This window comes from Pseudoalteromonas lipolytica (genome assembly GCF_900116435.1).
In the GTDB taxonomy this organism is placed as follows: Bacteria; Pseudomonadota; Gammaproteobacteria; order Enterobacterales; family Alteromonadaceae; genus Pseudoalteromonas; species Pseudoalteromonas lipolytica.
In genome coordinates, this window is the sequence record NZ_FPAZ01000011.1 from 73,226 (window position 1) to 97,079 (window position 23,854).

13 protein-coding genes are annotated in these 23,854 nt (G+C 40.2%); 9 read left to right on the forward strand and 4 right to left on the reverse strand.

Annotated elements, in window-relative coordinates:
• Window positions 1-4 precede the first annotated feature (4 nt).
• From BM378_RS12835 to BM378_RS12850, 4 genes are all read left to right on the forward strand, one after another.
• A complete protein-coding gene (locus BM378_RS12835) occupies window positions 5-1,183 on the forward strand; it encodes a response regulator (RefSeq protein WP_036973146.1) in 1,179 nt (392 codons plus the stop codon).
• 104 nt (window positions 1,184-1,287) lie between these two features.
• Window positions 1,288-2,043 (forward strand): class I SAM-dependent methyltransferase, encoded by a 756-nt coding sequence (locus BM378_RS12840; RefSeq protein ID WP_036973144.1) that lies wholly within the window; start codon window positions 1,288-1,290, stop codon window positions 2,041-2,043.
• 116 nt (window positions 2,044-2,159) lie between these two features.
• Window positions 2,160-4,085, forward strand: coding sequence for a methyl-accepting chemotaxis protein (locus tag BM378_RS12845; protein ID WP_036973142.1), 1,926 nt, complete (start codon window positions 2,160-2,162; stop codon window positions 4,083-4,085).
• Window positions 4,086-4,205: 120 nt separating this feature from the next.
• The gene (locus BM378_RS12850; protein ID WP_036973141.1) at window positions 4,206-4,679 is read left to right on the forward strand and encodes a peroxiredoxin; all 474 of its coding nucleotides are present in this window, start codon (window positions 4,206-4,208) and stop codon (window positions 4,677-4,679) included.
• 61 nt (window positions 4,680-4,740) lie between these two features.
• Here BM378_RS12850 and BM378_RS12855 read toward each other — a convergent pair whose 3' ends face one another.
• Window positions 4,741-6,867 (reverse strand): S8 family peptidase, encoded by a 2,127-nt coding sequence (locus BM378_RS12855; RefSeq protein ID WP_065978316.1) that lies wholly within the window; start codon window positions 6,865-6,867, stop codon window positions 4,741-4,743.
• A 322-nt stretch (window positions 6,868-7,189) separates the two neighbouring features.
• On the opposite strand from BM378_RS12855, the gene BM378_RS12860 reads away from it, so the two are divergent.
• The 5 genes from BM378_RS12860 (at window position 7,190) to BM378_RS20425 (ending at window position 16,536) form a co-directional block, all read left to right on the forward strand.
• Complete coding sequence (locus BM378_RS12860; RefSeq protein WP_036973136.1) at window positions 7,190-8,374, forward strand: BaiN/RdsA family NAD(P)/FAD-dependent oxidoreductase; 1,185 nt, start codon at window positions 7,190-7,192, stop codon at window positions 8,372-8,374.
• Window positions 8,375-9,006: 632 nt separating this feature from the next.
• A complete protein-coding gene (locus BM378_RS12865; protein WP_227006799.1) occupies window positions 9,007-10,101 on the forward strand; it encodes a nucleoid-associated protein in 1,095 nt (364 codons plus the stop codon).
• Window positions 10,102-10,103: 2 nt separating this feature from the next.
• Window positions 10,104-11,432 (forward strand): hypothetical protein, encoded by a 1,329-nt coding sequence (locus BM378_RS12870; protein ID WP_036973133.1) that lies wholly within the window; start codon window positions 10,104-10,106, stop codon window positions 11,430-11,432.
• Window positions 11,433-11,440: 8 nt separating this feature from the next.
• Window positions 11,441-12,457, forward strand: a complete 1,017-nt coding sequence (locus BM378_RS12875; RefSeq protein ID WP_036973131.1) for a ComEC/Rec2 family competence protein — start codon at window positions 11,441-11,443, stop codon at window positions 12,455-12,457.
• Window positions 12,454-16,536 (forward strand): hypothetical protein, encoded by a 4,083-nt coding sequence (locus BM378_RS20425; RefSeq protein ID WP_074989349.1) that lies wholly within the window; start codon window positions 12,454-12,456, stop codon window positions 16,534-16,536. Before BM378_RS12875 ends, BM378_RS20425 begins: the two co-directional genes overlap by 4 nt.
• 248 nt (window positions 16,537-16,784) lie before the next feature.
• On the opposite strand, the gene BM378_RS12885 is transcribed toward BM378_RS20425, so the two are convergent.
• The 3 genes from BM378_RS12885 to BM378_RS12895 form a co-directional block, all read right to left on the reverse strand.
• A complete protein-coding gene (locus BM378_RS12885; protein ID WP_074989350.1) occupies window positions 16,785-18,485 on the reverse strand; it encodes a sensor domain-containing diguanylate cyclase in 1,701 nt (566 codons plus the stop codon).
• Window positions 18,486-18,662: 177 nt separating this feature from the next.
• Complete coding sequence (gene katG / locus BM378_RS12890; RefSeq protein WP_036973125.1) at window positions 18,663-20,876, reverse strand: catalase/peroxidase HPI; 2,214 nt, start codon at window positions 20,874-20,876, stop codon at window positions 18,663-18,665.
• Between the two features lie 188 nt (window positions 20,877-21,064).
• On the reverse strand, window positions 21,065-23,827 hold the full coding sequence (locus tag BM378_RS12895; protein ID WP_074989351.1) for an alpha/beta hydrolase family protein: 2,763 nt from the start codon (window positions 23,825-23,827) through the stop codon (window positions 21,065-21,067).
• Window positions 23,828-23,854: the final 27 nt, after the last annotated feature.

The following is a 23,854-nucleotide window of genomic DNA, read 5'->3' on the forward strand; positions in this document are numbered from 1 at the left end:
AAGCATGTCAAAACTGGTGTTAGCCATTGATGATGATAAATACGTACATCATGTCATCGAAGAGTCGCTCTCGGGCTTTTGCACATTGATCCATGCTAAAAATGGCGAAGAAGGATTAAGACAGGCACTTAAATATAATCCAGATATTATTTTGCTGGATATTGAAATGCCCGGCAAAACGGGTTTTGAAGTATGCACTGAACTTAAAGCACACCCACAAACGAAAGATACACCGGTGATGTTTTTATCGGGTAAAACCGAATTGCCCGACCGGGTTAAGGGCTACAATGCCGGTGCAGCCGATTACATTGTTAAGCCGTTCAACGCTGAAGAACTTATGGCGCGTATTCGCGTGTTATACCAATATCGTCAGCACTCTAAAAAGTTAAAAAGTGATGTTGAACGTGCGCAGATCACCGCCGAAATAGCCATGACAGACTCGGGCGATATGGGGCGTATAATGCGTTACGTAGGGCAAAGTTATCATGCGCATGATATTAAAGCGTTGTCTGAACACATGTTTGAGTTTTTTAATCCGATGGATCTCGATGTGGTTCTTGCATTCTGGTATCAAGATATCGGCGTATTTTGCAGTGCAGAAGGTGGAGTATGTCCGCTTGAGCAAGAGCTACTTGAAAAACACCGTGACGCAAACCGCTTTGTTGATTTTGGGCATCGCACCATTGTTAATTACCCAAAAATATCGATGTTAGTAAAAAACATGCCATTAGACGATGCGCAGCTTTATGGGCGTTACAAAGATTTGTTTCCGCATATTCTCGAAGTGACTAACGCCAAAGTACAAGATATGGAAGTGAACGAGCGCGCGTTAGCCCAAGCACAGCAAATTGGTAATGCTTTTAATGAGCTGTCGGAACAGATGTATCAAAATAGTGACTCACGAGAGCGGGCTGTCGAAAAGTTTGCCGCACAATTAGTTGAGCTAACTAAGTCAGTGGAACAAAGTAACGTATCAAGCAGTGATGAAGTGGTCTTTCACCTTCAGCAGTTACAGCAAACCCAGTTGTTATTTGCATCGCTTAATGATGATTTAGCATTTATTAAATATCAGCTTAAACACATTATTGAATCGCGTAATGAGTTACTAGAAAACCTGCAAAAAATTGCAGAGCCACGCCATACTGAAGATGTCACCTCGCAAACAGATATCGAGCTATTTTAGCGATTTAAATAGTGACGTAACTTTTACTTTGCACACCTGTGAACCATGTATCTTAAATACGTTTGGGTATATACTTGCGTTGCATTCGGTTCACGGAGTAAATTGTGGTAATTCATTGTCCTTTTAAAGAAATGCGTCCTTATTTAGACGCCATAGAGCAACGTTTCGGTTTAGCCGAATGGGCTAAAAATAATGATGGCTTTTCATTGCACTATGACGATCAGGGCCTAAGCCTTAAAAAAAAGGATGAGCCGAAGCTGGGCGCTATTCATGTTGATTTTGTGAGTGGTGCGGCGGCGCATCGTCGCAAGTTTGGTGGCGGTAAAGGTCAAGCGATAGCCAAAGCGGTGGGCTTAAATAAAGGAGCCACTCCCGTTGTGCTTGATGCAACAGCAGGCCTTGGCCGAGATGGCTTTGTGCTTGCGTCGTTAGGTTGTCATGTAATTTTGCATGAGCGCCATCCTGTGGTTGCTGCGTTATTATACGATGGCCTAGAGCGAGCCTATAACGATGCTGATATTGGTCCATGGATGAAAGAAAAAATGAGCTTAGTGTTTGGCTCAAGCCACACATTACTGGCTCAGTGTAACAACGTACCAGATGTTGTTTATTTAGATCCTATGTTTCCACATCGAGAAAAGTCGGCACTGGTTAAAAAAGAAATGCGTGTATTCCAAGAGCTGGTGGGTGCGGACAACGATGCAGACGATTTACTCGAATTTGCGTATCCATTAGCTACTAAGCGGGTTGTTGTTAAGCGACCTGATTACGCGCCTTTTTTAAATGACAAAACCCCCAGCATGCAAATCAAAACCAAGAAAAACCGCTTTGATGTGTATGTAAAAGCTGCCATGGTGTAGTGCAGTTATTAAGTATTAATTTGTGATTACATTTGACGTTAATTTGGATAGTTTACATCAAATTGTCATAAAAGGTTAATATTCTACGCGCGTAACGACTTTTGGGAATGTAGTTCATGCGCGTGTCATCATTTACTCGGTTATTAGCCGTTTTACTCACTCTTGCCAGTATCTTACTGGCGGCCACCTTGTTTTGGGCAAGCCAAACCTTACTCGGCTTAGAGCAACAAGATAACGCTTACAACAAGCTAAAAAACACCATTATTATTGATTTAAAAAGCCACCTTGATGATTATTTAGAGCAAGGTGATAGCCAACATTTAAATCAAGCCTCTACCCTGATCAGCGATGTTAAAAAACAGCATTTAGCAAGCTTACCAAACGAGCTCGCAAGCCAACTAACGGCACAACTCAGCGAATTAGATAAAGACATTAACGGTAAATACCGAGCACTGGGGAAACTTTCAGGTAACGAAATGGCGCTGCTTGATAATTCACTCAGGCAAATGGCAGGGTCGGCATCATCGTTAGTGGGTTATGCAACACAAGCCAAGCCACAAACTGCATTAGCGCTTGAGTATTATCAACTTGCAAGTGATTACTACAGCGAAGTAACGACCCTTGCCTTATATACTTACAAACTCATTGTTAGTTTTGATCAAGACACCAAAACCAGCCTTAATCAAAGTGTGGCGAACCTTAACACCCTTGCCAATAAAATAGCGCAACTTGATAATTTAGGGGTCATGAGCGAGGTTGACGAAGACGCCTTATTTTTTGGCGAAGAGGCTGAAGACTTAGCAGGCGACATAAAAGCAGAGCTAAGCAGCTGGCCTAAGCGCTTTCCGCGCGACTTAGCGTCGACCATCGCGCAAGCAGAGCAACGCCAAACAGGCATGCAAGCATTACGTGCGCAAATAAACGCGCTGTCTAGTACGGTACTCGGTGCCGAGCAAAAATTAAAAGAGCAACAAGGGCAACTTAAGCAACAGGTTTTTATTGTGTTTTGCTTTGCTATTGGCATGTTAGTGGTGTTAGCGGCTGGCGTGTACTTTGTACAGCGTAATCAAGTGCTAAATCCACTGCGTCAATTACGTGATGGGTTTGCATTTTTAATTGAAAGCAACGAACTAAAAAATATTCAAAGTAATAACCCCAAGACAGAAGTGGGCGAAATAGCACATTACTTTAACCAGCTAATTGAGCGTCAACGCGGTGAAGCCGAAGAACGGGCGCAAATGCTTAAAGTCATTAATGACTTTATGCTAGAAATGAGCGAACACCTCCACACGATTGGTCAGCAAACTGATGCGAGCCGAACACAGGTCGAGCAAAATCAAGCTTTACTCAATGATATTCAGCATATCGGCGAGCAAGTTAACAGTATAAATAGCCAAGTGGCCGACAATGCCAAGCACACATTTGATGCCATGGAGCAAAGCTTAGGGTTTGCTGACAACATGCTCATAGCCAGCTCACACACTGAGCAACGTGTAGAGCAAGGTTTAACAAGTTTAAAAGCACTATTAAGTGGCGTAAATGATGTTGGCCACGTGATCGAAGTCATTAAAAATATTGCCGAACAAACTAACTTACTGGCACTTAATGCCGCCATTGAATCGGCGCGGGCAAGAGAGCATGGTCGCGGCTTTGCCGTTGTCGCTGACGAAGTGCGTAAATTAGCAAGACAAACCCAAGGCTCACTGGATGATATTAACAGCCAGCTTAATCGCTTAAGTGAAAACTCAACCATGGTATCAACACAAATTAGTGCGCTTGCGAGTGATGCCGAGTTACAAACGCAAAATGCCCAAGAGTTAAAGCGCAACTCAGAAGGGGTTGCCGAAAATGCACAAGACGCCAATAAAGTCGCGTTTGATGCCATGGAGCTTGCAAAGCAGCAAAATGCTTTGCTCGAAAACTTTAGTCAGTCAATGCTCAGCATGAAAGGCCAAGTAAGCGAATCAAATGTTCTTGTGAGCGATATTCAACAGCGCCTACAACAGCAAATGAATACCATTAAACGTAGCTTAGGATTGTAATTAGCCGAAAATGGCTTCGCAGATATCACGCACTTTTGTGTATCGTAAAATGAAGCATGTGCTGCAATGTATCGTTTGGGTATATACTCTGAACTCATACTAAAATTTCAAGGAATTATGATGATTGAACAAGGCCAAACTTTACCAACAGCAAGCCTAACAGAACTAACGAGCGAAGGAATGCAAACGCATTCAACAGAGTCTTTGTTTGCAGGCAAAAAAGTGGTTTTATTTGCAGTGCCAGGTGCTTTCACACCAACGTGCTCAAATGCACACTTACCTGAATTTGTGGCACTTGCCGATAAAATTATGGCGAAAGGTGTTGATGCTATTTACTGCGTATCGGTAAACGACGCGTTTGTAATGAAGGCATGGGGTGAGGCGCACAACGCTGAACACATTCGTATGTTAGCTGATGGTGATGCCAGTTTTACTAAAGCGCTTGGTTTAGATAAAGACACCGCGAGTTTTGGTGGTATTCGTTCGACGCGTTATGCAATGATCGTAGAAAACCAAACGGTAGCAGGCTTATTTGTTGAACAAGATAAAGAGTTTGCAGTAAGTCGTGCTGAGGCTATTTTAGAAAAGCTATAAGTACAAAAAGCCGGACGAGAGTCCGGCTAAAAGTCCCAGGGGAAACGGGAGTATTCAACCATTAAGGCTGATATTGTGCATCAAGTGTTACACCTGAAAAGGTGCGATACGCATTTAAGCTTAAGTGCCACGTACCTGCTTGTGGGTTACTGAATGTACATGTTTCAGCATTGCCATTTTTGTACGGGCGACAGTCATAACTTGATGTTGTAGGCTGGCTGCCAAATTTAACAAACAAGTCAGCATCACCAGTGCCACCAGATGTCGTGACAGTGAAGCTTGCCATGCCTGCTGGTACTTCTAGTGTGTAGTGTTTCCACTGACCCGCACTTGCAGAAATATCAGTAACCGTGCCGCCACCTGCTTGAGGTGCACCTGTACCACCAGATGTTGTTAAATCGCCCACTAGGCTCACACCTGAATAAGCAGAGTAGCCGTTAAGCATAACGTGATAAGTGCCTGCAGTTGGGTTATCAATCGAACATACTTCTTCATTACCCCCTTTGTATGGGCGACAATCGTATGTTGATGTTGTTGGTGCGCTACCTGCACGAACGTAAAGGTCGGCATCACCTGTACCACCACTCATCGTGAATGTTACGTTTGTAGCACCTGCTGGAACTTCCATTGTGTAGAAAGTTTGGCTGCTAGCCGCACCACTAAGACCCGTAAGAGCTTGACCATCTTCTAACACGTTACCTGTTGGCGGTGGAGGTGTAGTACCCGACGCCGCAGCAACCGCTGCTGCCGCATCTACAATACCAGTACCACAGCTAGTACATGTTGCTGGGAAAGCACGAGTTGTTGATTTTAAAATGCTTTCTATTTCATCAGGTGTTGCAGAAGGTTTCGCTTGCTTAATAAGCGCAGCGACACCGGCAACGTGTGGGGCAGCCATCGACGTACCTTGTGAATAGTGATAGCTGTCGCTTGAAGGGCTAGTTGAGCCTGAGTTGTGAGTTGATAACACACCTTCTGAATCGTTAGCAAAGCTTTGCGCGCCGCCCGGTGCAGCAACATCAATATTACTACCGTAGTTAGAGTAATAAGCACGGCCACCGTTACGGCCAACTGACGCAACGTTTACTACGCCATTACAGTTACCAGGATTATAGTTAGCTGAGTTGTCGTTATCGTTACCTGCTGCAATTACAATCACAGTGCCGTTATTACGAGCTTGGTTGATAGCACTTTGTGTTGTAGAGCTACATGAACCGCTGCCACCTAAACTCATATTGATAACATCAGCAGGGTTTGCATTCGCAGGAACGCCAGATACAGAACCACCTGATGCCCAGATGATACCGTCGGCGATGTCTGATGTTAAACCACCACATTTACCAAGTACACGTACAGGCACAACTTTGGCGTCATACGCAACACCCGCAACACCTTCACCGTTGTTAGTCACAGCAGCGACAGTACCCGCAACGTGCGTACCATGCCAGCTTGAGCTTTGTGCGCCGTGTGTATAACCACACTCATTAGCACTAATTGCGTCACCTGGGTCACGTGCATCGCTATCGCGACCGCCACCGTCATTTGCTACCGATAGGTTAGAGATCATGTCGTAACCCGGCAAAATGTTGGCATTTAAATCAATGTGTGGGCGGTAACCCGTATCAAGTACCGCAACCACAACGCCACTCCCTGTTGCTGTATCCCATGCTGTAGGCAGGTTTAAACCACCAGCTTGCTCATAATAATGCCACTGATCTGAATAACGTGGATCGTTAGGCGTTGCAAATGGCTTTAACATTTGGTCAATTTCGATGTATTCAACGTTACCCGTTGCAACCATTTCTTGCATAAACTCTTGAGCTTCTTCAGCTGATAGCTTTTTATCAGCACGCATAACGTGGTGATTGCTCATTGCCATTGCACGCACGTATTGTGCTTTCACTTGGCCTTTTTTACTTGTGAAGTTTTTAACAAAGCCCTGCGCTTTTTTATTCATTAGCATCGGCGTTTGTTCTGCAGCCGACATAGTCATCATTTCATCATTGTTATTTTTGTATTTAATGATGAATTGTGTACCAAAACCGTCTTGGCCTTGTAGCTTAGCGGCTGTTTCCGCCATAGACGGTGACATCATTTGGTTTGGCGTTGCCATCGCTGCCGTCGTCCCAAACAACGCAGTGAGGCTCAGTGCGATTGCGCACTTTTTTAAGTTATTGTTAGTTGTCATAATGATCCCTAGATTGTTATAAGTTTCTTCGCAATGTTTTTCGCGAAGGGGGACAAAGGTAAAATAAATGTAAATTAAGTTAAAATATCGTTTTGTTATGTTTGTCTCTATTTTAGTTATAAACAAGTGTATAGATGGCTAAATCTGACTTTTAACTGGGTTTTAAGGTGGTTTTCTCATTCTAAAGTTTTAATTTTTCTATTTAGAGTTTTTGCTTTATTTCGTTTTTTAGGTTTATCTTTTTTGTAAAAACACCTTTCTGTTAACACCGCGTATAAAATAACTTGTTATAATCAGCTAAATTTTTTAATGAGTATGCGTAATGACCCAAGTAGATGTAATTGTGATTGGCGCCGGTGCCGCAGGTTTAATGTGTGCAGCACAAGCAGGTTACCGAGGCCGAGCGGTTACAGTGCTTGATATGGGTAAAAAGCCGGGCCGTAAAATTTTAATCAGCGGTGGTGGACGGTGTAACTTCACCAATGAAAATGCCAGTCCAGATAATTACTTATGTACAAACCCTCATTTCGTAAAGTCGTGTTTAAGTCGCTATACCCAACACGACTTTATTGAGTTGGTAGACCGCCATGGTTTGGCGTATCACCATAAAACACTGGGTCAATTATTTTGTGACAACAGCGCTCAAGATATTGTTGATATTTTATTGACTGAATGTGAGTGGGCGGGCGTGAACATAGCCTTGCGCAACGAAGTGCTTAGCGTCACAAAAACTGATGCAGGGTACGAGGTAATAACCGAGCAAGATACTTATCAATGTGAATCGCTGGTGGTTGCATCGGGTGGCTTAACAATGCCAAAACTGGGTGCATCGCCCATTGGCTACAAAATTGCTGAGCAATTTGGCTTAACGGTTTTACCCACAATGGCAGCGCTTGTGCCATTCACTTTGCACCAGCACGATAAAGATCGTTTTGATGGACTGTCGGGGATCAGTATTCCGTGTGTGGTAACAAGTGAAGACGGTACACAATTTAAAGAAAACATACTCTTTACTCACCGTGGTTTGTCGGGACCTGCTATTTTACAAATTAGCTCATTTTGGCGCGCAGGGCAGAGTGTGTATATTAATTTATTACCAGCGATCGATTTAAAACAGCAGCTTGAAGAGTGGCGTCAAAGCCAAGGCCAAAAGTCGCTAAAAAATACCCTCGCGACGATATTGCCAAAGCGTTTTGTAGAGATGCTGCACGACACCAAAGCTATTCCTGATTGTAATGTTAATCAGCTAACCCACACGCAAATAGATGCGCTGCACGACTACATCCACAACTGGCAAATAAAACCTAACGGCACCGAAGGGTATCGCACTGCAGAGGTCACGCTAGGCGGTGTAGACACCGATGAGTTAAGCTCAAAAACCTTCGAAGCCAAAAAAGCACCCGGCCTTTACTTTATCGGCGAAGTTACCGACGTGACAGGCTGGTTAGGCGGCTACAACTTCCAATACGCTTGGAGCTGTGGCTTTGCAGCAGGGCAGTATTGTTGATAAACAATCGCTAGTTTTTAGGGGAAAGTAGTTAGATGTTAGGGGGGAGTACAGAGTTTTTGTTTACAGGAACTAGACTCTAGGAGTTAGGCTCTAGACTGGCACTTGCTTGTAGGTCGTGCTTTAGCGCGTTATCAATATGACGGCATAAATGACGACCTACATAATTTTACTTAAACTAGAAACTCGATATCTATTCCCGTCATTCTCTCCTCAACAAGCCGCAAACTTGAATACGTAAACCCAGCACTAAAAAACGATTAGGTTTCGAACATGGTATTGTTATAACTCATGCATATGGCAGGTAGTTAAATAAAACTATTCGCGCCAAGCTTAATCATTTTACTGTTCCCATGGCAGAGGTAAAGAAGCAAGACCTGACCCCATGTGATGTACTTGTGATCTGTGCGAATAACTTTAACGAATGAAATAGAAGTTTAATAGCAGCACATAATTTATGACTTGTACGGTTTTCCAAGGTAATAATGGGATAGTAAAAAAGGCTTATATCACTACATGTACATGTTTCACTAATCTAATGTATTAGTTTGAGAATAATTAGCTTGTGTTTTTTCAAAGAGAAATGTTATTAATAAATGGTAAAAATAAATTAAAGGGATGTAATTTTGTCTGTGAACCTTATCTTTGCTGTAATTCATCAGCTTGTTAAAGAACCTCGAGAGCGATTAATGCCGTCAGTTATTGTTGATGATGTTTTAGATTGCACTTTAGATACTGTCGATACTTTAGTTAGAGATGTAATTAGGCTTTATGGTACTAAAGATAACAATGCGGTATTTGGCACCTTTGGTAGTGAAGATGAGGTAGGGACCTTTCCAAGGCATTTCGATACTTTTCTTAATGAAAACTGTACAGCTGAAAGCTTTTTGGCTCTGACACATCGAGCAATGAGATCCCTTGAAGTTAAATCAAGAGATGTTAACTTTGCTTCTGGCGGTTACCTTCTGTTTTCGTTATATGAAAACGGAGGGCAGCAGTTCTTAATAGTTGCGATGATCAAGCAAAAAGAAGGGTTACAGTTAGATGAAAACTTAGTCCCTGTAGGTATCATCGAACTAGATCTAAATAAACTACACCAAGCTGCAAAGATCAACTTCTCTAGATATGCTCAATATCAAAATGCTGAAGAAGAAGAGCAGCAAGAGCTGAGCTATTTGAGCTTTGTTAGCCCTAAGTCCAACCAAAGTGCATCAGGATATTTTATTAAGGCTTTGGGTTGTAGTAAGGGGATAGCGGCTTCTACGGCTACAAGCGGTTGTATTAGCGGTATAACTAGCTTTTTCCAATCTAAAAGTGAATTAAGAGAAAGTAAAACTGAAGCAAGAAAAGATGTCATTACTTACCTTAGAGAATGTATCAGTCTGAATAGGCAGGCAACAATCGGTGACGTCGTTGGTTCAGTTAGATCGTGTTATCCCTCGAACTATGAAGAAGAAGATAAGGTAGTTCTTGATAATGAATTAAATGCTCTTTTGAATAGTGATGAATATCAAGTCCCCTCTACTTTTGTAGTACATGAATCTACTGTAAATAAAAAAGCTAGAATTAAGGTAAAGTCTGATAACTGGCAAGCCCAATTAGAAAAAAGCGCTCTCGGAGTGACAAGTGACGCAGAAATTCATTTTGATAGGGAAAATCGAAAGCTAACATTTAACCGTTTAAGTAATGAAGCTATAAATACCATCACAGACAGATTAAGAGATTAATTGTGAGTACGCAAATTACTGCTTTAGAGAAAGTAGTGTCTTTGTACCGCTTGATCGGCTGTCCGCGAGTTGATAATGGAATATTTACTGCCGAAATAGAAGTTACTTCAGAGTTGAAGTGTGCAATGAACAATTGCGAGGAACTATCAACGTCATATGGTGAGTTCGACGAACTATTAAAGAATAATAGTGTTGATATATCTTCCCCTTCTGAAATTTCAGAAGGAGATACCATAAAACTAAAATGGAAAATCGCTACAAACGGTTCTGTTTTATTTTTTAATTCTTATGCTGATCTACTTGAGAATCATAAATCTGTATTCCGAGGAGAAAGCTTAGATCAATTCTACATAGCGCAGGACAACGTTTTATCAACTGAAAACGGTGAAAATTCGCGCCTAGCAACTTTAACAAGTGTTGTTAACTTAATTTCATTACTTTCAAAAATAGCTCATTACCATGATGAGAAAACAAAAGAAGATGTCTTTAGATTGGTGTTTATACTCACTGAAAAAGATACTCATAAACCATATGTATTGAAAACATTATTTCACGAAGAAGATCTATCTTTAAATGCAATTGACTTATCGACCCTCAATGAGTTGATTGAAGCTCAAGAGTGTAACCATGCCCATGCATCTGAAAAGCTCGGAATTTTTCGTTTTGCACTTGCGAATATCATTTCGCAATGTCCTCCAAACGAGAATGTATTTAGCTATTTATTAAAACATTGGAGCATATTACTTAAAGAGTACAAAGCCAGTTTTGATATGTATATCAGTGGTTTCTCTTTTAATAAGGTTCGAACGGAATTAGCAAAAGCCGAGATTGACTTGGCAAGTTCATTGTCAAAAGTAATGAATGATATAACAGGAAAGCTATTTGGTATCCCAATATCCTTAGTTGCTCTGATTTCGATGCTTAAGATTGACTCTATAGCTGAAAATGTCGTGCTTGTAGTTGGTAATTTGCTATTTAGTCTCATCGTTAGTGGGCTTGTTAGAAATCAACTATTGTTGAGACAGAGTATAAACATTGGTGCTAACTTAACTTTTAGCACTTATAAGGTTGAAAATGGAAGTTACCCTTACGATTTGAAAAAATGTTTAACACGATCTGAGGCTACTTTTAAATCACAATCGCGTTTCCTATTATTAGGATTATGGTCTGCGAGGATTATAGCTTGGCTAGTAACTTTCATTGCTGTTTATATATTCATTGAAAAATTTGGTAATGGCAGCCACTTTTGGGTGGATTTTAAAAATTTGTTTAGTAACTTTATTGATTATATTTCAAACTGTTATGTATTAACTTATCCTATTATTTTCTGAGAACTATTTTGGCTCTAGTTATTACAATCTTTAAAGCAAACTACGGGGATGCTTTTTTAATTAAAGAGCTTTCTTCTGGTAAGCAATTCATAGTTGACTGTGGTTTTAAGTTGACTTATAGACAACATATAAAAAAGAAAACAAATTCAGTTGATTTTATTATTTTGACTCACTCTGATGAAGATCATATTAATGGGGCTTTCCCATTATTAGAAGATTATCCAGAATACTTTTCATTAAATAAAGTTTACGTTAACTCACCTGAATCTATTGCTGTACCTAGAGTCGCCGGTGGTATATCAATAAAACAGGCCAATTCATTGTTTAAATTGTTAAATGAAAAGGCAGTACAATTTGAAGGCCTAACGCAAGGAGAAGTATTAGAGATTTCGGATGACTTCTCATTAGAAATTATTTCTCCAACTAGTGATGACTTAGAGTGTTTTCATAAAAAATTTATTGAGGAAATAACTAGCGATTTATCTGATAAAAAAGAGACTGATATATCATCGAATGTTGCCACAAAAACTATTACAGAATGGGCTGAGTTACCAGACTCGTTTCTGAAAAAGTCCGACGATATTGCTAATACAAGTTCTATTGCTTTCATCCTTAACTATAAAGATAAAAAAGTACTATTTTTAGCTGATTCACACCCAGAAGTAATTTCAGACTATTTTCAGCAGCAAGGCTTTAGTTCCGAAAAAAAGGCTGTATTTGATTATATTAAGTTATCTCACCATGGCAGCGCAAAGAGTATTTCAAAACGTTTAATCAGTATGGTTAGCTGTAATAATTATATTATAAGCACTAATGGTGGGAAGGCTAGGAGCAAACATCCAAGTGTTGAGACAATTGCGAAGCTAGCAATTTTAGTCGATAGGAATAAGAATGATGAAATTAACTTTTATTTTAATCATTCAGTTTCAGCTATTGAAACAAGAAATGGTTCATTATTAAGTGAAAATGAACGCCTTTTATATAAAATAAATTACATAGAACAAAATGAGATTACATTGACATGAATCACTTAACATTACTGCCCTATACGACAGTTCAAATCTCTAAAGGACCTATCTATCTGGGAAGTGCTGTACTCGTAAAGGTCAGGAATGCATTTTATGTCTTAAGTTCTGCCCACGTTACTTTTGGAGAAGGATGTGAGCAATATAATGATGAACTTTGCTCTACATTAACTTATAAAGCAGAATCTGAAAAAATAGAAAACTTAACTTTTATTAAAATGTTAGGCAATCTCGAAATATTTAAGACTTATGACATTATTGCTATTGAGGTTGACGTTGCTCTAAATAACGAAGGTTTCCCAGAGATATTTTTTACTATTGATACAGATAAGCCTGAGCTGGAGTTTATTTTTAAAGGTAGGGTGAAGTCTGAAAGTGGAAAAACTTATTCAATAAGCCCCTGTACCAAGAATAGTACTGGGGGTACTGATATACACTTAGAAATACCAGCAAAATTCTACACTGATTTTAAAGGCGAAACAGGGGCTGAAGTGCTGCAAGGACTTTCTGGTAGTGGCGTATTTATTCACGATAATAATTCAGACAAGGCTTTTCTTACTTCAATAGTAAAGTCTGTTAGTGACGATAATTTTGTGGGTGTTAATTGTACTTGTATATCTTTATACAAGGAGCATTTAATTCCTGAAATTGAGCTGATAGATTATGAGAAATATGCAATTGAAGATAATGCCAATTATCATATTAAAGAAAAATGTACATCAACAAATGTTGAAGTAGAAGAACTAACTCGCTCGATTTTACAAAGTTTGCAATCTCAATTAATGCCATCTTCTCTATCTGGTAATACAGATATTGCTTTATCACATATGTCACCTCTAAGCTTAATAGAAAGTGTTCCACTTCCTACAGCAATAGCGACGAGACAAAAACTAATTGATGGTACTGTTTATTCGCTTGAAAACAATAACACTGCTTGGTTGTTTGGAGCAGCTGGCGTTGGAAAAACGGTTGCGGCTAAGGTGGCTGCAAAAAAAATAGGAGGTAGTTGGGTAAGTGTTAATCTAAGAGGATTGAACTCTAAAGAAGTTAGTCAAATTCTAGTAAGTTCTTTAGCTGACCTGCAACACCGAGAAATTACAGGAATCCTTATTGATGACTTTGATTGTGATCATACGCCTATGATTCATGAGAGGCTGTTAAACCTCCATGGTTTTTGCATTAAAAGTAACGTTTTTATACTTTTTACATCTTCAAAATCAATAGATGTAGATTTCCTTTCTTCAGCTAATCTACTTCATGAAGTTGAGCAGAAAGTTGATGATTTCTCTGAGGAAGATATTAAAGAAATTTTATTAGCGTTGGATGTTACAGAGGATTACTGGGCTCGATATATTTATTTATCAACAGGTGGAGGTCATCCACAATTAGTTACTGCAATGATCCACAGTATGAAAACAAGTAATTGGAGCATTGAAGAGTTTTGGACCCTAAATTCTTTGCTACAAAAAAATGATTCTGTAGAAAAAGTTAAAAAGAAAACAAGGGAGCGATTACTTCATGAGCTTTCACCAAGTGCGAGAGGGCTTGTCGAGCGAATATCACTAATTACAGGAAAGTTTGATAGGAATTTGGTACTTGATCTAGCTTTAGTCTCTCCTAAAGTTACGGATGCAGGAATTACTTTTGATCAACTTATAGGTGCTTGGGTCGATCAACATGAGGGGAACCGTTTTTCCTTATCTCCTTTGTTGTCTAATTTTGCAGCTGCAACTTTGACTAAACAACAACAGAAAAAATTTCAATGTGAAATAGCAGACTCAATTCTCCGAGCAAGAGTAATAGACCCTATCACCATGAATAGTGCTTTTTTTGCTGCATTTGCAGGTGAAAATGCTAGAGCACTTACGTTATTGAGCTGTTTAATCATTACATCTGAGCTAAGTGACCTACAAATTATTGCACCACACTTAATAATGTTCACTTTTTTTAATTCAGAACAATTGATATTTGAGCAAGACTTAAACGTAAATATTATGCTACGAGGCTCTCAACTTTTACTTTTAGCATGCCTTGAAGACAAAAAAGAGAGTTACTTAGAAGCCTTTGAAAGATTTGAAATAGAAGCTGATATGGCTGATGTTCAAAAGTCTGGTAGTGCGGTTTTGGTTCGTATATTAATTTATTCAAAACTCTTAATGTCTCGGCCGAAGTTTGGAAACTTACCAAACTGGGAATTAACAGTAACCAAGTTAGATTCTCTATTTAAAAATAAAGCTGATTTACTTCCTTCTTCAATACCCCATAAAGAAATACCGATAGAAGTAGATGGAAATCCATCGATAAGTATTTTTATTATGAATCAGATTAGTCAGATAAAAAAAATAGAAGAATTAGTCACACTATTTAAATTTATTGATTCATGTGACGTTGAAACCAGAGATGATTTATTTAGAACTATAACAAAAATCGATTCTGATATTGATGCACTCGTTAGAGGGGCATGGTTAAGCGAGTATGATAACTGTACTATCGATTGCGAAAAACATTCAGCTATTTTTGCTGAACTTGAGTGTTTTGCGAATAGCTGGGGAAATGATGATTTAGCTACTACTTGTGTGAAATTCTCAGCTGTTATTTGGGATGAAACAGGCAATAATTATGATAAAGCTCTTGAGTTAATTGAAGCTGGCCTCAGGAAATATGGGAGTTTAAATAATTGCTTACTTAGAGCAAAAGCATTAGTTCTTTATCATAAAAAGGATTACGGAGTAAGTCTGGAAATTTCCAAGAAATTACTAGATGGTAAACAATCTAACCTTCAAAAAGGCGATGAGGTTTTTTTCTTGAGAAGAGCGGCAATTTGTGCAGAGTATGAAGGCGATTATACTTTGGCTTATCAATACTTTCAGCAGGGAGTTGATTTTTTAGATAAAGTTAATCAGTCAGAAAGCTTACCTATGAAAATAGGACTTCAAGCCGATTCTGCGATAGTATTTTGGCATGCTGGAAAGCGAAAGGAAAGCCTCCAGAAACTAGCTGCATTATTTGAATTACTGGAAAGTATTGATCCAAAAAGTTCATTAAATGCCGCTCATTGTCATGCAGTGTCTCGACATATTTTATTATGGCTACTACAGGAGGCTAAAGAGCAAAAGCAGTTTTTAAATGATGGTGGAGATGTAGTTATATTCCCCGGAATTGTTAGTAATCCAGATCCTAGCAAAGATATAACTAAACACGTGTTAGCACCAATTGAATTAGCTTGGTATATGTTAGCCTCTATAGAGAATTATTGTTTAATAGATGCAGGTATATCTTTAAAACTGGATGAACACTTACCTAATGGAACAATCGTTGACGGCGATTGGATTTTGAGCTCCTCTAAATTAGATAAGTCAATTATAGAGCCTAGCGGAAAATCATTAGTAAATGCACTTAAACACTTCGTCCCTCACTTAAGTCTTGTTATTGATGAAGGAAATAGAGAAAAATCCGTAGACATCAACTTCACATATCAAACGTTACCAGAAGCAACAAATGATGACTTCATAAAACATAGCGGTATTATAGAAAACTACATACTTGCATTTGTTACAAGCTGTGCATTACAAACCAAATGGGATGAAGTTGATAGGTTTGTTAAGTACCTTTCTATGGAGTCTGTAATGTATATTCGAGATGAATTAATAAGCATACTTAAAGGTCGCAATATAGAAGCAACTGATCCCCTTATAAATAATACTAAATTGATAATGTCTTTTAAGTATCAGCATCAAAGAACACCTATTGATTTTATCCGTGGAACTTTTTATTGCACACTAATATCTGTACAAGTAGGTATGGAGTTGAAACAATCCGATTTGATATCGAAATTAGCATTTGAATCACTAAAGAACAAATGGTTAGCTTTTGTGAGAGTCGGTGGGGGGTCGCTAGAAAAGTTAGCACTACATTTTTCAAATATAGATAAGGCTTTGTCAGTAAACGACTACTTCTGGACTAAGAATGTATTGTATTTATTGAAAGCAATATTACCTACACTATCCTTTGCTAATGAGGATGAATTTAAATCCAAATTGGACTTATTGATTTGGAAGCAAGTGAATAGGAATAATTAGTTCTACTTTTGGATATTCCTAGACCTGAGTTGTTAGTGTGTTACTACGGGTAAACTTTATTGTAAAAAATGTTCCTGCGGGCAAACTTTATTGTCACTACACAGATACTAGGCTCTAGTCGCTCGGCTTTGCGCCAATTCCGCTTTTGCTTATTAGTTGGGCTTAGTATGTGCGAAGTGCTTTAAACGTGCAGTTGTATAAAATGACCGACGGTGAATAACTTGTTCATTACCGTTATGTGAACTCGCTTACACCGCTACTTCAACACAGTTTCGGCCATTGTTTTTTGCTTTATAAAGGGCTTTGTCGGCAATTGATAGGGTTTCTTTTATTGTGGTTGAGGCATGGGCAACGCTGTGAACGCCTAGGCTTACGGTAAACTTTACGGCTTGAGCATCATTGCTTTTGATGCGGGTGTTTGCTGCTTTTTCGCGGATGCGCTCGGCCACGGCTTTGGCGTCGTGTAGGCTGCAATGCAGTAAAAGTACAAATTCTTCACCGCCGTAGCGGCAGGCTATATCGTCTTTTCGTTGTTGTGTAGTGAGTATGTTTGCAAACTCAATAATGACTTTATCGCCAATATCATGGCCATAAGTGTCGTTAATGGCTTTAAAATGGTCGAGATCGGCGATGATCAGCGTTAACTCTTGATGATTGCTTGCCATTGCAGCAATGAGCTCTTCACTTTTTCTATCAAAGTAGCGTCGATTATACAGGCCTGTCATTGGGTCGGTATCGACAAGGCGCGTTAATTCTTTTTGCTGTGCTTTGATTTTTTCGAGCGTTTTTATACGGTAAGACAATATAAACGCCATCATTAATGCTTCGAGTAAAATACCTATGCCGACGCCATGACTGTTTATCACGTTCGCGTCGGTGATACCTTTGTAATAAAGCACGGCCAGCATATTGAATATAACGAACAGTGAATGGCCAAGTAAAAAATATTTGGCCAGTGGATCCCCTTTTCGCCACAGTGAAATAGAGACACCAAAGGTGACGGTCATCATCATTGCGGCAAGGGTGCTGGCTGGTTTTAGTGCGCCAACGACATCGAATAAACTGTAGATAAAGTCGCCAACCAGTAATACGAGAATGAGCGACAGGGCTATATGCTCTTTTGGGTAATGCTTTTTAGTTTCGAAAATTAGCATCACAAAAATTACTAAAAAGCTGGGCATACTGAGCAAACTAGAATTAAGTTGCAGTACTTCAGCACTAAAAATGCCAAAAAAGTTAGCAGCTACGCCATACGAAAGCGCCACCCATACCGTGCCCGATATTAAATACAGGGCGTAAACAATATTTTCTATTTTACGTGCCGATAAGTACAAGAAAAAGTTATAGATCATCAGCGCTAGCATCATGCCAACAAGTAATGCAATGTAGTTGCCGTTGCCAACTAGGGCGCGTTTTGAATGCTCTTCATTATAAATATTTAGAGCAAACCATTGATGCGAAAAAGTAACGCTTTTTACATAAATGGTTTTTTGCTGCTGTGGGGCAATATAGAACGAAAACACAGCACTGCCGCCGAACATATTGGCTTTTGGACCCGATGTATCTAGTTGAATTTCAGATTGATTAATGAGTTGCCCATTGTGGGTTTCGTAAAATCCTACCTCTTCTAGATGGTAAGCATCGGGGTTGTGAATAAATAAACGTAAGGTATCGCTGTCGTTGTTTTTAACGGTTATTTTTGACCACGTTGTTTTGGCATTGGTGCCCAGAGTGAGCTCATTTTCACTGGCTGTGAATGTTTGATTTTGTATTTGCGATAGTGTCATTTTTCCTGTTTTATCAATAAAATAACTCATATCGAAACGTGTTAAGTTAACTTGTTCATTGTTGAGCGATATAACGGAGTCAATGGATGTGGTAGGGCTATTTTGTGCAAAGGCAAAGAAGGAGTGACTGATAAAAAATAGTAATAATAAACGTGCGATCATCCTTGGTGCCTATGGCTAAATTGTTTAGTAATAAAGTGTTATTTTTAACGTAATCAGCTGCATTGTCGAGCGAATTTTATCCAAAATAAAAAAAGCCGCTGTAAAAGCGGCTTAATGGGTTGCGAAAAATGAATACCAACGCGCAATAATACTGAATTAAGCGAGTTGGTATTGGTATTAACGTAGGTCGAATCTGTCTAGCGTCATTACTTTAGTCCATGCTGCAACGAAGTCGTCAACAAACTTTTGTTTAGCATCGTCAGATGCATACACTTCAGCAATAGAGCGTAGCTCTGAGTTAGACCCAAAGATTAAGTCTACCGGTGTTGCTGTCCACTTAAGCTTGCCTGACTGACGGTCACGGCCTTCGTAAACACCTTCTTCAGATGACTTAGACCACTTCGTTGACATATCGAGTAGGTTAACGAAGAAATCGTTGCTTAATGTGCCAGGTTTTTTCGTGAATACACCGTGTTGTGTTTGGTTAGTATTAGCGTTAAGGGCACGCATACCACCTAGTAGTGCTGTCATTTCTGGCACCGATAAGCTTAGTAAATCAGCACGCTCAACTAACATTTCAGCAGGTGATTTCCATGCTGAGCTGTAGTAGTTACGGAACGCGTCTGCCGTTGGCTCAAGTACTTCAAACGATTCAACGTCAGTCATTTCGAGTGATGCGTCCATACGACCTGGCTTGAATGGTACTGCAATAGAAAAACCTGCATCACTTGCTGCTTTTTCGATAGCAGCCGCGCCACCCAGAACAATCATATCTGCCAGTGAAATTTCTTTTCCACCTGCTGCATTTTTATTGAACTTAGTTTGGATTTTCTCAAGCTTGCTCAGCACATTTGCCACTTCTTTCGGGTTATTTACAGGCCAATCTTTTTGTGGAGCAAAACGAATACGTGCCCCATTTGCACCACCGCGCATGTCAGTATCGCGGTAGCTTGCTGCTGATGCCCACGCCACACGTACCAGTTCAGATACAGATAAACCCGAATCTAAAATGCTTGCTTTAAGTGACGCGATGTCTTTGCTATCAACTAGCTTGTGGTCAACTTCAGGAATGTAATCTTGCCAAATTAGCACTTCTTCTGGCACTAAGTCACCTAAGTAACGAGCGCGTGGGCCCATGTCACGGTGGTTTAGCTTGAACCATGCTTTAGCAAACGCTAGTTCGAACTCTTTCGGGTCGTTTAAGAAACGCTCTGAAATTTTACGAAACGCAGGATCTGCCTTTAACGCGATATCAGTTGTGAACATGATAGGCGCATGACGCTTACCTTTAATGTGCGCATCTGGCACTAGGTTAGACGCTTGACCATTTTCTGGGATCCATTGTGTTGCGCCTGCTGGGCTTTTTGTTTTAACCCACTCAAATGCAAATAAGTTTTGTAAGTAGTTGATTGACCATTGCGTTGGCGTCACGGTCCATGCACCTTCAAGACCTGAAGTAACAGTATCTTCTGAGTGACCTTTACCGCACTTGTTTTTCCAACCTAAACCTTGCTCTTCGATAGCGGCTGCGGCGGGTTCTTTGTCTAAACAAGTCGCTTTTTTCGCACCGTGTGCTTTACCAAAACTGTGACCACCTGCGATAAGTGCAACGATTTCTTCATCGTTCATTGCCATACGACCAAACGATAAGCGAATATCATCAGCCGCAAGAAGTGGGTCTGGGTTGCCATGTGGACCTTCTGGATTCACATAGATTAAACCCATTTCAACCGCTGCTAATGGGCCTTTTAGTTTGCCTTTTTTGTCGCGGCGCTCGTCAGTTAACATTTTGCCTTCAGGGCCCCAGTAAACGTAATCTGGCTCCCAATCGTCTTCGCGACCACCGGCATAGCCGAATGTTTTGAAACCCATTGATTCAAGTGCCACGTTACCTGTTAGCGCCATTAAATCTGCCCATGAGATGCTGCGACCGTATTTTTGTTTAATAGGCCAAAGTAAGCGACGCGCTTTGTCTAAGTTGGCGTTATCTGGCCAGCTGTTTAGTGGGTCGAAACGTTGTTGACCACCGCCAGCGCCACCACGGCCATCGAATGTACGGTAAGTACCTGATGCGTGCCACGCCATACGAATGAAGAATGGACCATAGTGACCGTAGTCGGCAGGCCACCAGTCTTGAGAGTCAGTCAGCACTTTTTCAATATCGGCTTTCACTGCATTAAGGTCTAACTTTAAAAATTCTTTTTTGTAGTCAAAGTAAGGACCCATTGGGTTTGATTCAGCGCCGTGTGCGCGCAGTTGACTTAAGTCGAGTTGCTCTGGCCACCAAAATTGGTTTGATTTGATGTCGTTAGTGGCGTGTACATTTGTTGCGATGAGTAATGAAACAGCAACAGCGACTTTTGAAAATGCTGAGGTTGATTTTTTTAACATTGTGTTGTCTCCAGTTGGAAGTTGCGTGAAATATAGAGCTGTTCTGGTTAACTTTCCACTTACAAACTGGGGTTTAAATCGATTGATAAAATCGAAAAAATAGATGGAATGATTGATTTTATAGAACAAAGCCAGCAACAATGCTGGCTCTGGAAGGGGGGCAGATAAGCTGATATTCAGCTTATTGTTTATTCTTCAATAAAGGGTACGCCGTTTTTGATCCACTCAGCGGCGGGTTTACCTTTTAGATAATGGTCAAAGTACTCCATCATGCGAATTGAAAAATCCACCTGGTTAGGGAATTTCTTCAAGTGATGTGGCTCGCCTTCATACTGTAAGAACGTAGCATCTTTACCTGCACGACGCAGTGCCAAATAGTACTGTACTCCTTCGTGCCAGGGCACGGCGTCATCTTTGTCACCAAACATAATTAAAATAGGTGTGTTTACTTTATCTGCAAAGAATACCGGTGAGTTCTCGATGTAAAGTTCAGGTGCTTCAAATAATGTTTTACCAATGCGGCTTTGCCCCGTTTCGTATTGGAACTGACGCGCAAGACCTGATTTTAAGCGAATACCGCTGTAAGCACTGGTCATGTTAGATACAGGTGCACCCGATACAACCGCCTTAAACATATCTGTTTGGGTGATCATAAAGGCGCTTTGGTAGCCTGCCCATGAGTGACCTTGTAAACCAATTTTATTAGGATCGGCAATGCCTAAATCAATCAGTTTTTGAGTCGCGTTAATCATGGTTTGGGTCGATGATTTACCTGGGTGACCAATTTCAAAGCGGATATCCGGTAAGAAAATGGCGTAACCATTCGAGGTAAACATAGGGAAGTTAGGGCGATGATTTAACTCCATTTTCGGGAAGTCATACATGCGCTGGCTCATATAGCGATAGAAGTACACAACGACGGGCACTTTGTCGCCTTTTTTGTAGCCTGCCGGCTTGATTAGAACACCTTGTAAGTCTTCACCATCAAAGCCTTTATAGCTAATAAGTTCAGGTTTTTCGCCCCAAGCAAAGTTGCTAATTTGCGGGTTTAGGTTCGTCACACGCTGTGGGTTTTTGAAGCTAAAATCTGCTTGGTAGTAATCAGGGAATTGTTGGTACGTTTGCGCAGTAAAGAGGTATTTGTCGGCATTTTTAGCTTTTTTCACCACATCATAGCGCTTTTTACCCGACAGTACTTTGCTTACTTTATTGCTTGTTAAGTCAAGCTTGGCAATTTCGGTTTGCTTATCTTGTAAGTTAGTTGCGCTTAGTAATAATGTGTCGTCTTTAGCAAAGCCAACGTGGTCTTTATCAAGTTTAATAACACGATATTGGGTATTTGTTTCTTTACCTTGTGTTAAGCGCGTTGCCTTTTGTGTTGCGACATCAAAAGCCCAAATATCAAATTTGCTGTAAACCAGTACTTGGCTGCTGTCGTTTAACCAGCCTGCAAAACCATAACCCGGTTGAGGTGATGGGTAGTCATGCTTATCATCGGCAAAAATAGCGTTAATTGCCTTAGATAACGTCGAAACTTTGTTGTTACCTAGGTCTTTTAGCTGAACGTGGCTGTCTTTAAAAAATGCCGCGTATTGACCATTTGGCGCAAGGCTGGGTCTAAAGGGATAGTCACTGACGATAGGTGTTTGTTTACCTGTTTTAACGTCAACACTGAAGTAATCAGCAAAGAAACCACCATACATAACACGCTCTAAATACGGCAGGTCTGAGTAGCCTAAAAGCGCGTCACGATTAGTGTTAAGTGATACCTCGGGCATATTGGGTGTACTTAATTGTACAACCTGTTTGCCGTTTACGTGGTAAACCGCTTGGTAGTGACGAAGTTTGTTAGCCTCATTCCACTGTTGTTCTTCACGAGGTTTAATTTCAACGTCTTTATTGTGCCAAACATTTAAGCCTTTATGGTCGCGAATTGTATCGAAATCATATAAAGAGGCTTCGTCTGTATACTCTTTGGCTTTTACTTTATCAGCCAGTTTTGGGTGATTCTCGAAATATAGACGCTTACCGTCTTCAGACCATGTGAGTGAGGCTGTTTTACCGATAGTCCAGCTGCTATCTGCAGAGTTAATGGTTGATAGAGCCCCGTTTTCTAAAAGCTGTAAGCTGTGGTCGCGACGTCTTGTATCATCGTTTACATAATTACCCACTAAAAGCGCTGCGGTATTGCTGTTAGGTTGCCATGCAATTTTGTTTGCAACCACACCTGGCTCATCAATTAATACACTGGTATTAAAACTATTTGTTAAGTCGACTAATACGATTTGGTTGTCGGCACCATCACTAAAGCTTTGGCTTGCTAATAATTGCTCGCCAGTGCTGCTAATCGCATAGCTAAATACATTATTTATAGTGTGAGTGGTTTTGTCTTGAAGGTTAACAAGCACTAAATCAAAGCGTTTATCTTTTTTGTCTGGCTTGATTTCGCTGCTGTTTTCGTCTTTTTCTTGGTCGTCTTTGGTCTCAGTTTTATCTGCTTTTTGATCAAGACGGTAAGCAAGCCATACGCCATCATCTGATAACGCATAATCTTTTACATCGTTAAACGTTTGTTGTTCACCGTCTTTAGTATTTACTAAAACTAGGTTGTTTTTTAGCTCATCTTTTTTCTTGGTGGTTTCTTTTTCAAGTAGGGTTGGTACTTGTGTAAACGCGACCCAATTTGCCGCTTTATTAATAGTAGGGCGCGTACCGCGTTCAACGGTGCTTAGTAAGGCATTGTTATTGAGCGTGTATACTTGGCCTTGTGCATTGCCGCGATAAGGGTCTGCACTAAAGGTTAAGATACGGCCATCTTCAGACAGTTGTGTGCCTTTTGCGTATTTAAAATCAAATACGTCTTTAAATTGCAGGGCTTCTTTAGCACTGACTTGTGTGCTGCCTAGGCTAGTCACCAAGGCTAAGCTCAAAAGTGATAATTGCGCTTTCATTTACCTTTCTCATTGTTTTTAAGTTTA

Bases quoted from the DNA above. Each gene is read 5' to 3' on its own strand.
- BM378_RS12850 (WP_036973141.1), top strand. From the start codon at position 4,206: ATGATTGAACAAGGCCAAACTTTACCAACAGCAAGCCTAACAGAACTA.
- katG (WP_036973125.1), bottom strand. From the start codon at position 20,876: ATGTTAAAAAAATCAACCTCAGCATTTTCAAAAGTCGCTGTTGCTGTT.
- BM378_RS12885 (WP_074989350.1), bottom strand. From the start codon at position 18,485: ATGATCGCACGTTTATTATTACTATTTTTTATCAGTCACTCCTTCTTT.
- BM378_RS12895 (WP_074989351.1), bottom strand. From the start codon at position 23,827: ATGAAAGCGCAATTATCACTTTTGAGCTTAGCCTTGGTGACTAGCCTA.
- BM378_RS20425 (WP_074989349.1), top strand. From the start codon at position 12,454: ATGAATCACTTAACATTACTGCCCTATACGACAGTTCAAATCTCTAAA.
- BM378_RS12855 (WP_065978316.1), bottom strand. From the start codon at position 6,867: ATGACAACTAACAATAACTTAAAAAAGTGCGCAATCGCACTGAGCCTC.
- BM378_RS12845 (WP_036973142.1), top strand. From the start codon at position 2,160: ATGCGCGTGTCATCATTTACTCGGTTATTAGCCGTTTTACTCACTCTT.
- BM378_RS12835 (WP_036973146.1), top strand. From the start codon at position 5: ATGTCAAAACTGGTGTTAGCCATTGATGATGATAAATACGTACATCAT.
- BM378_RS12860 (WP_036973136.1), top strand. From the start codon at position 7,190: ATGACCCAAGTAGATGTAATTGTGATTGGCGCCGGTGCCGCAGGTTTA.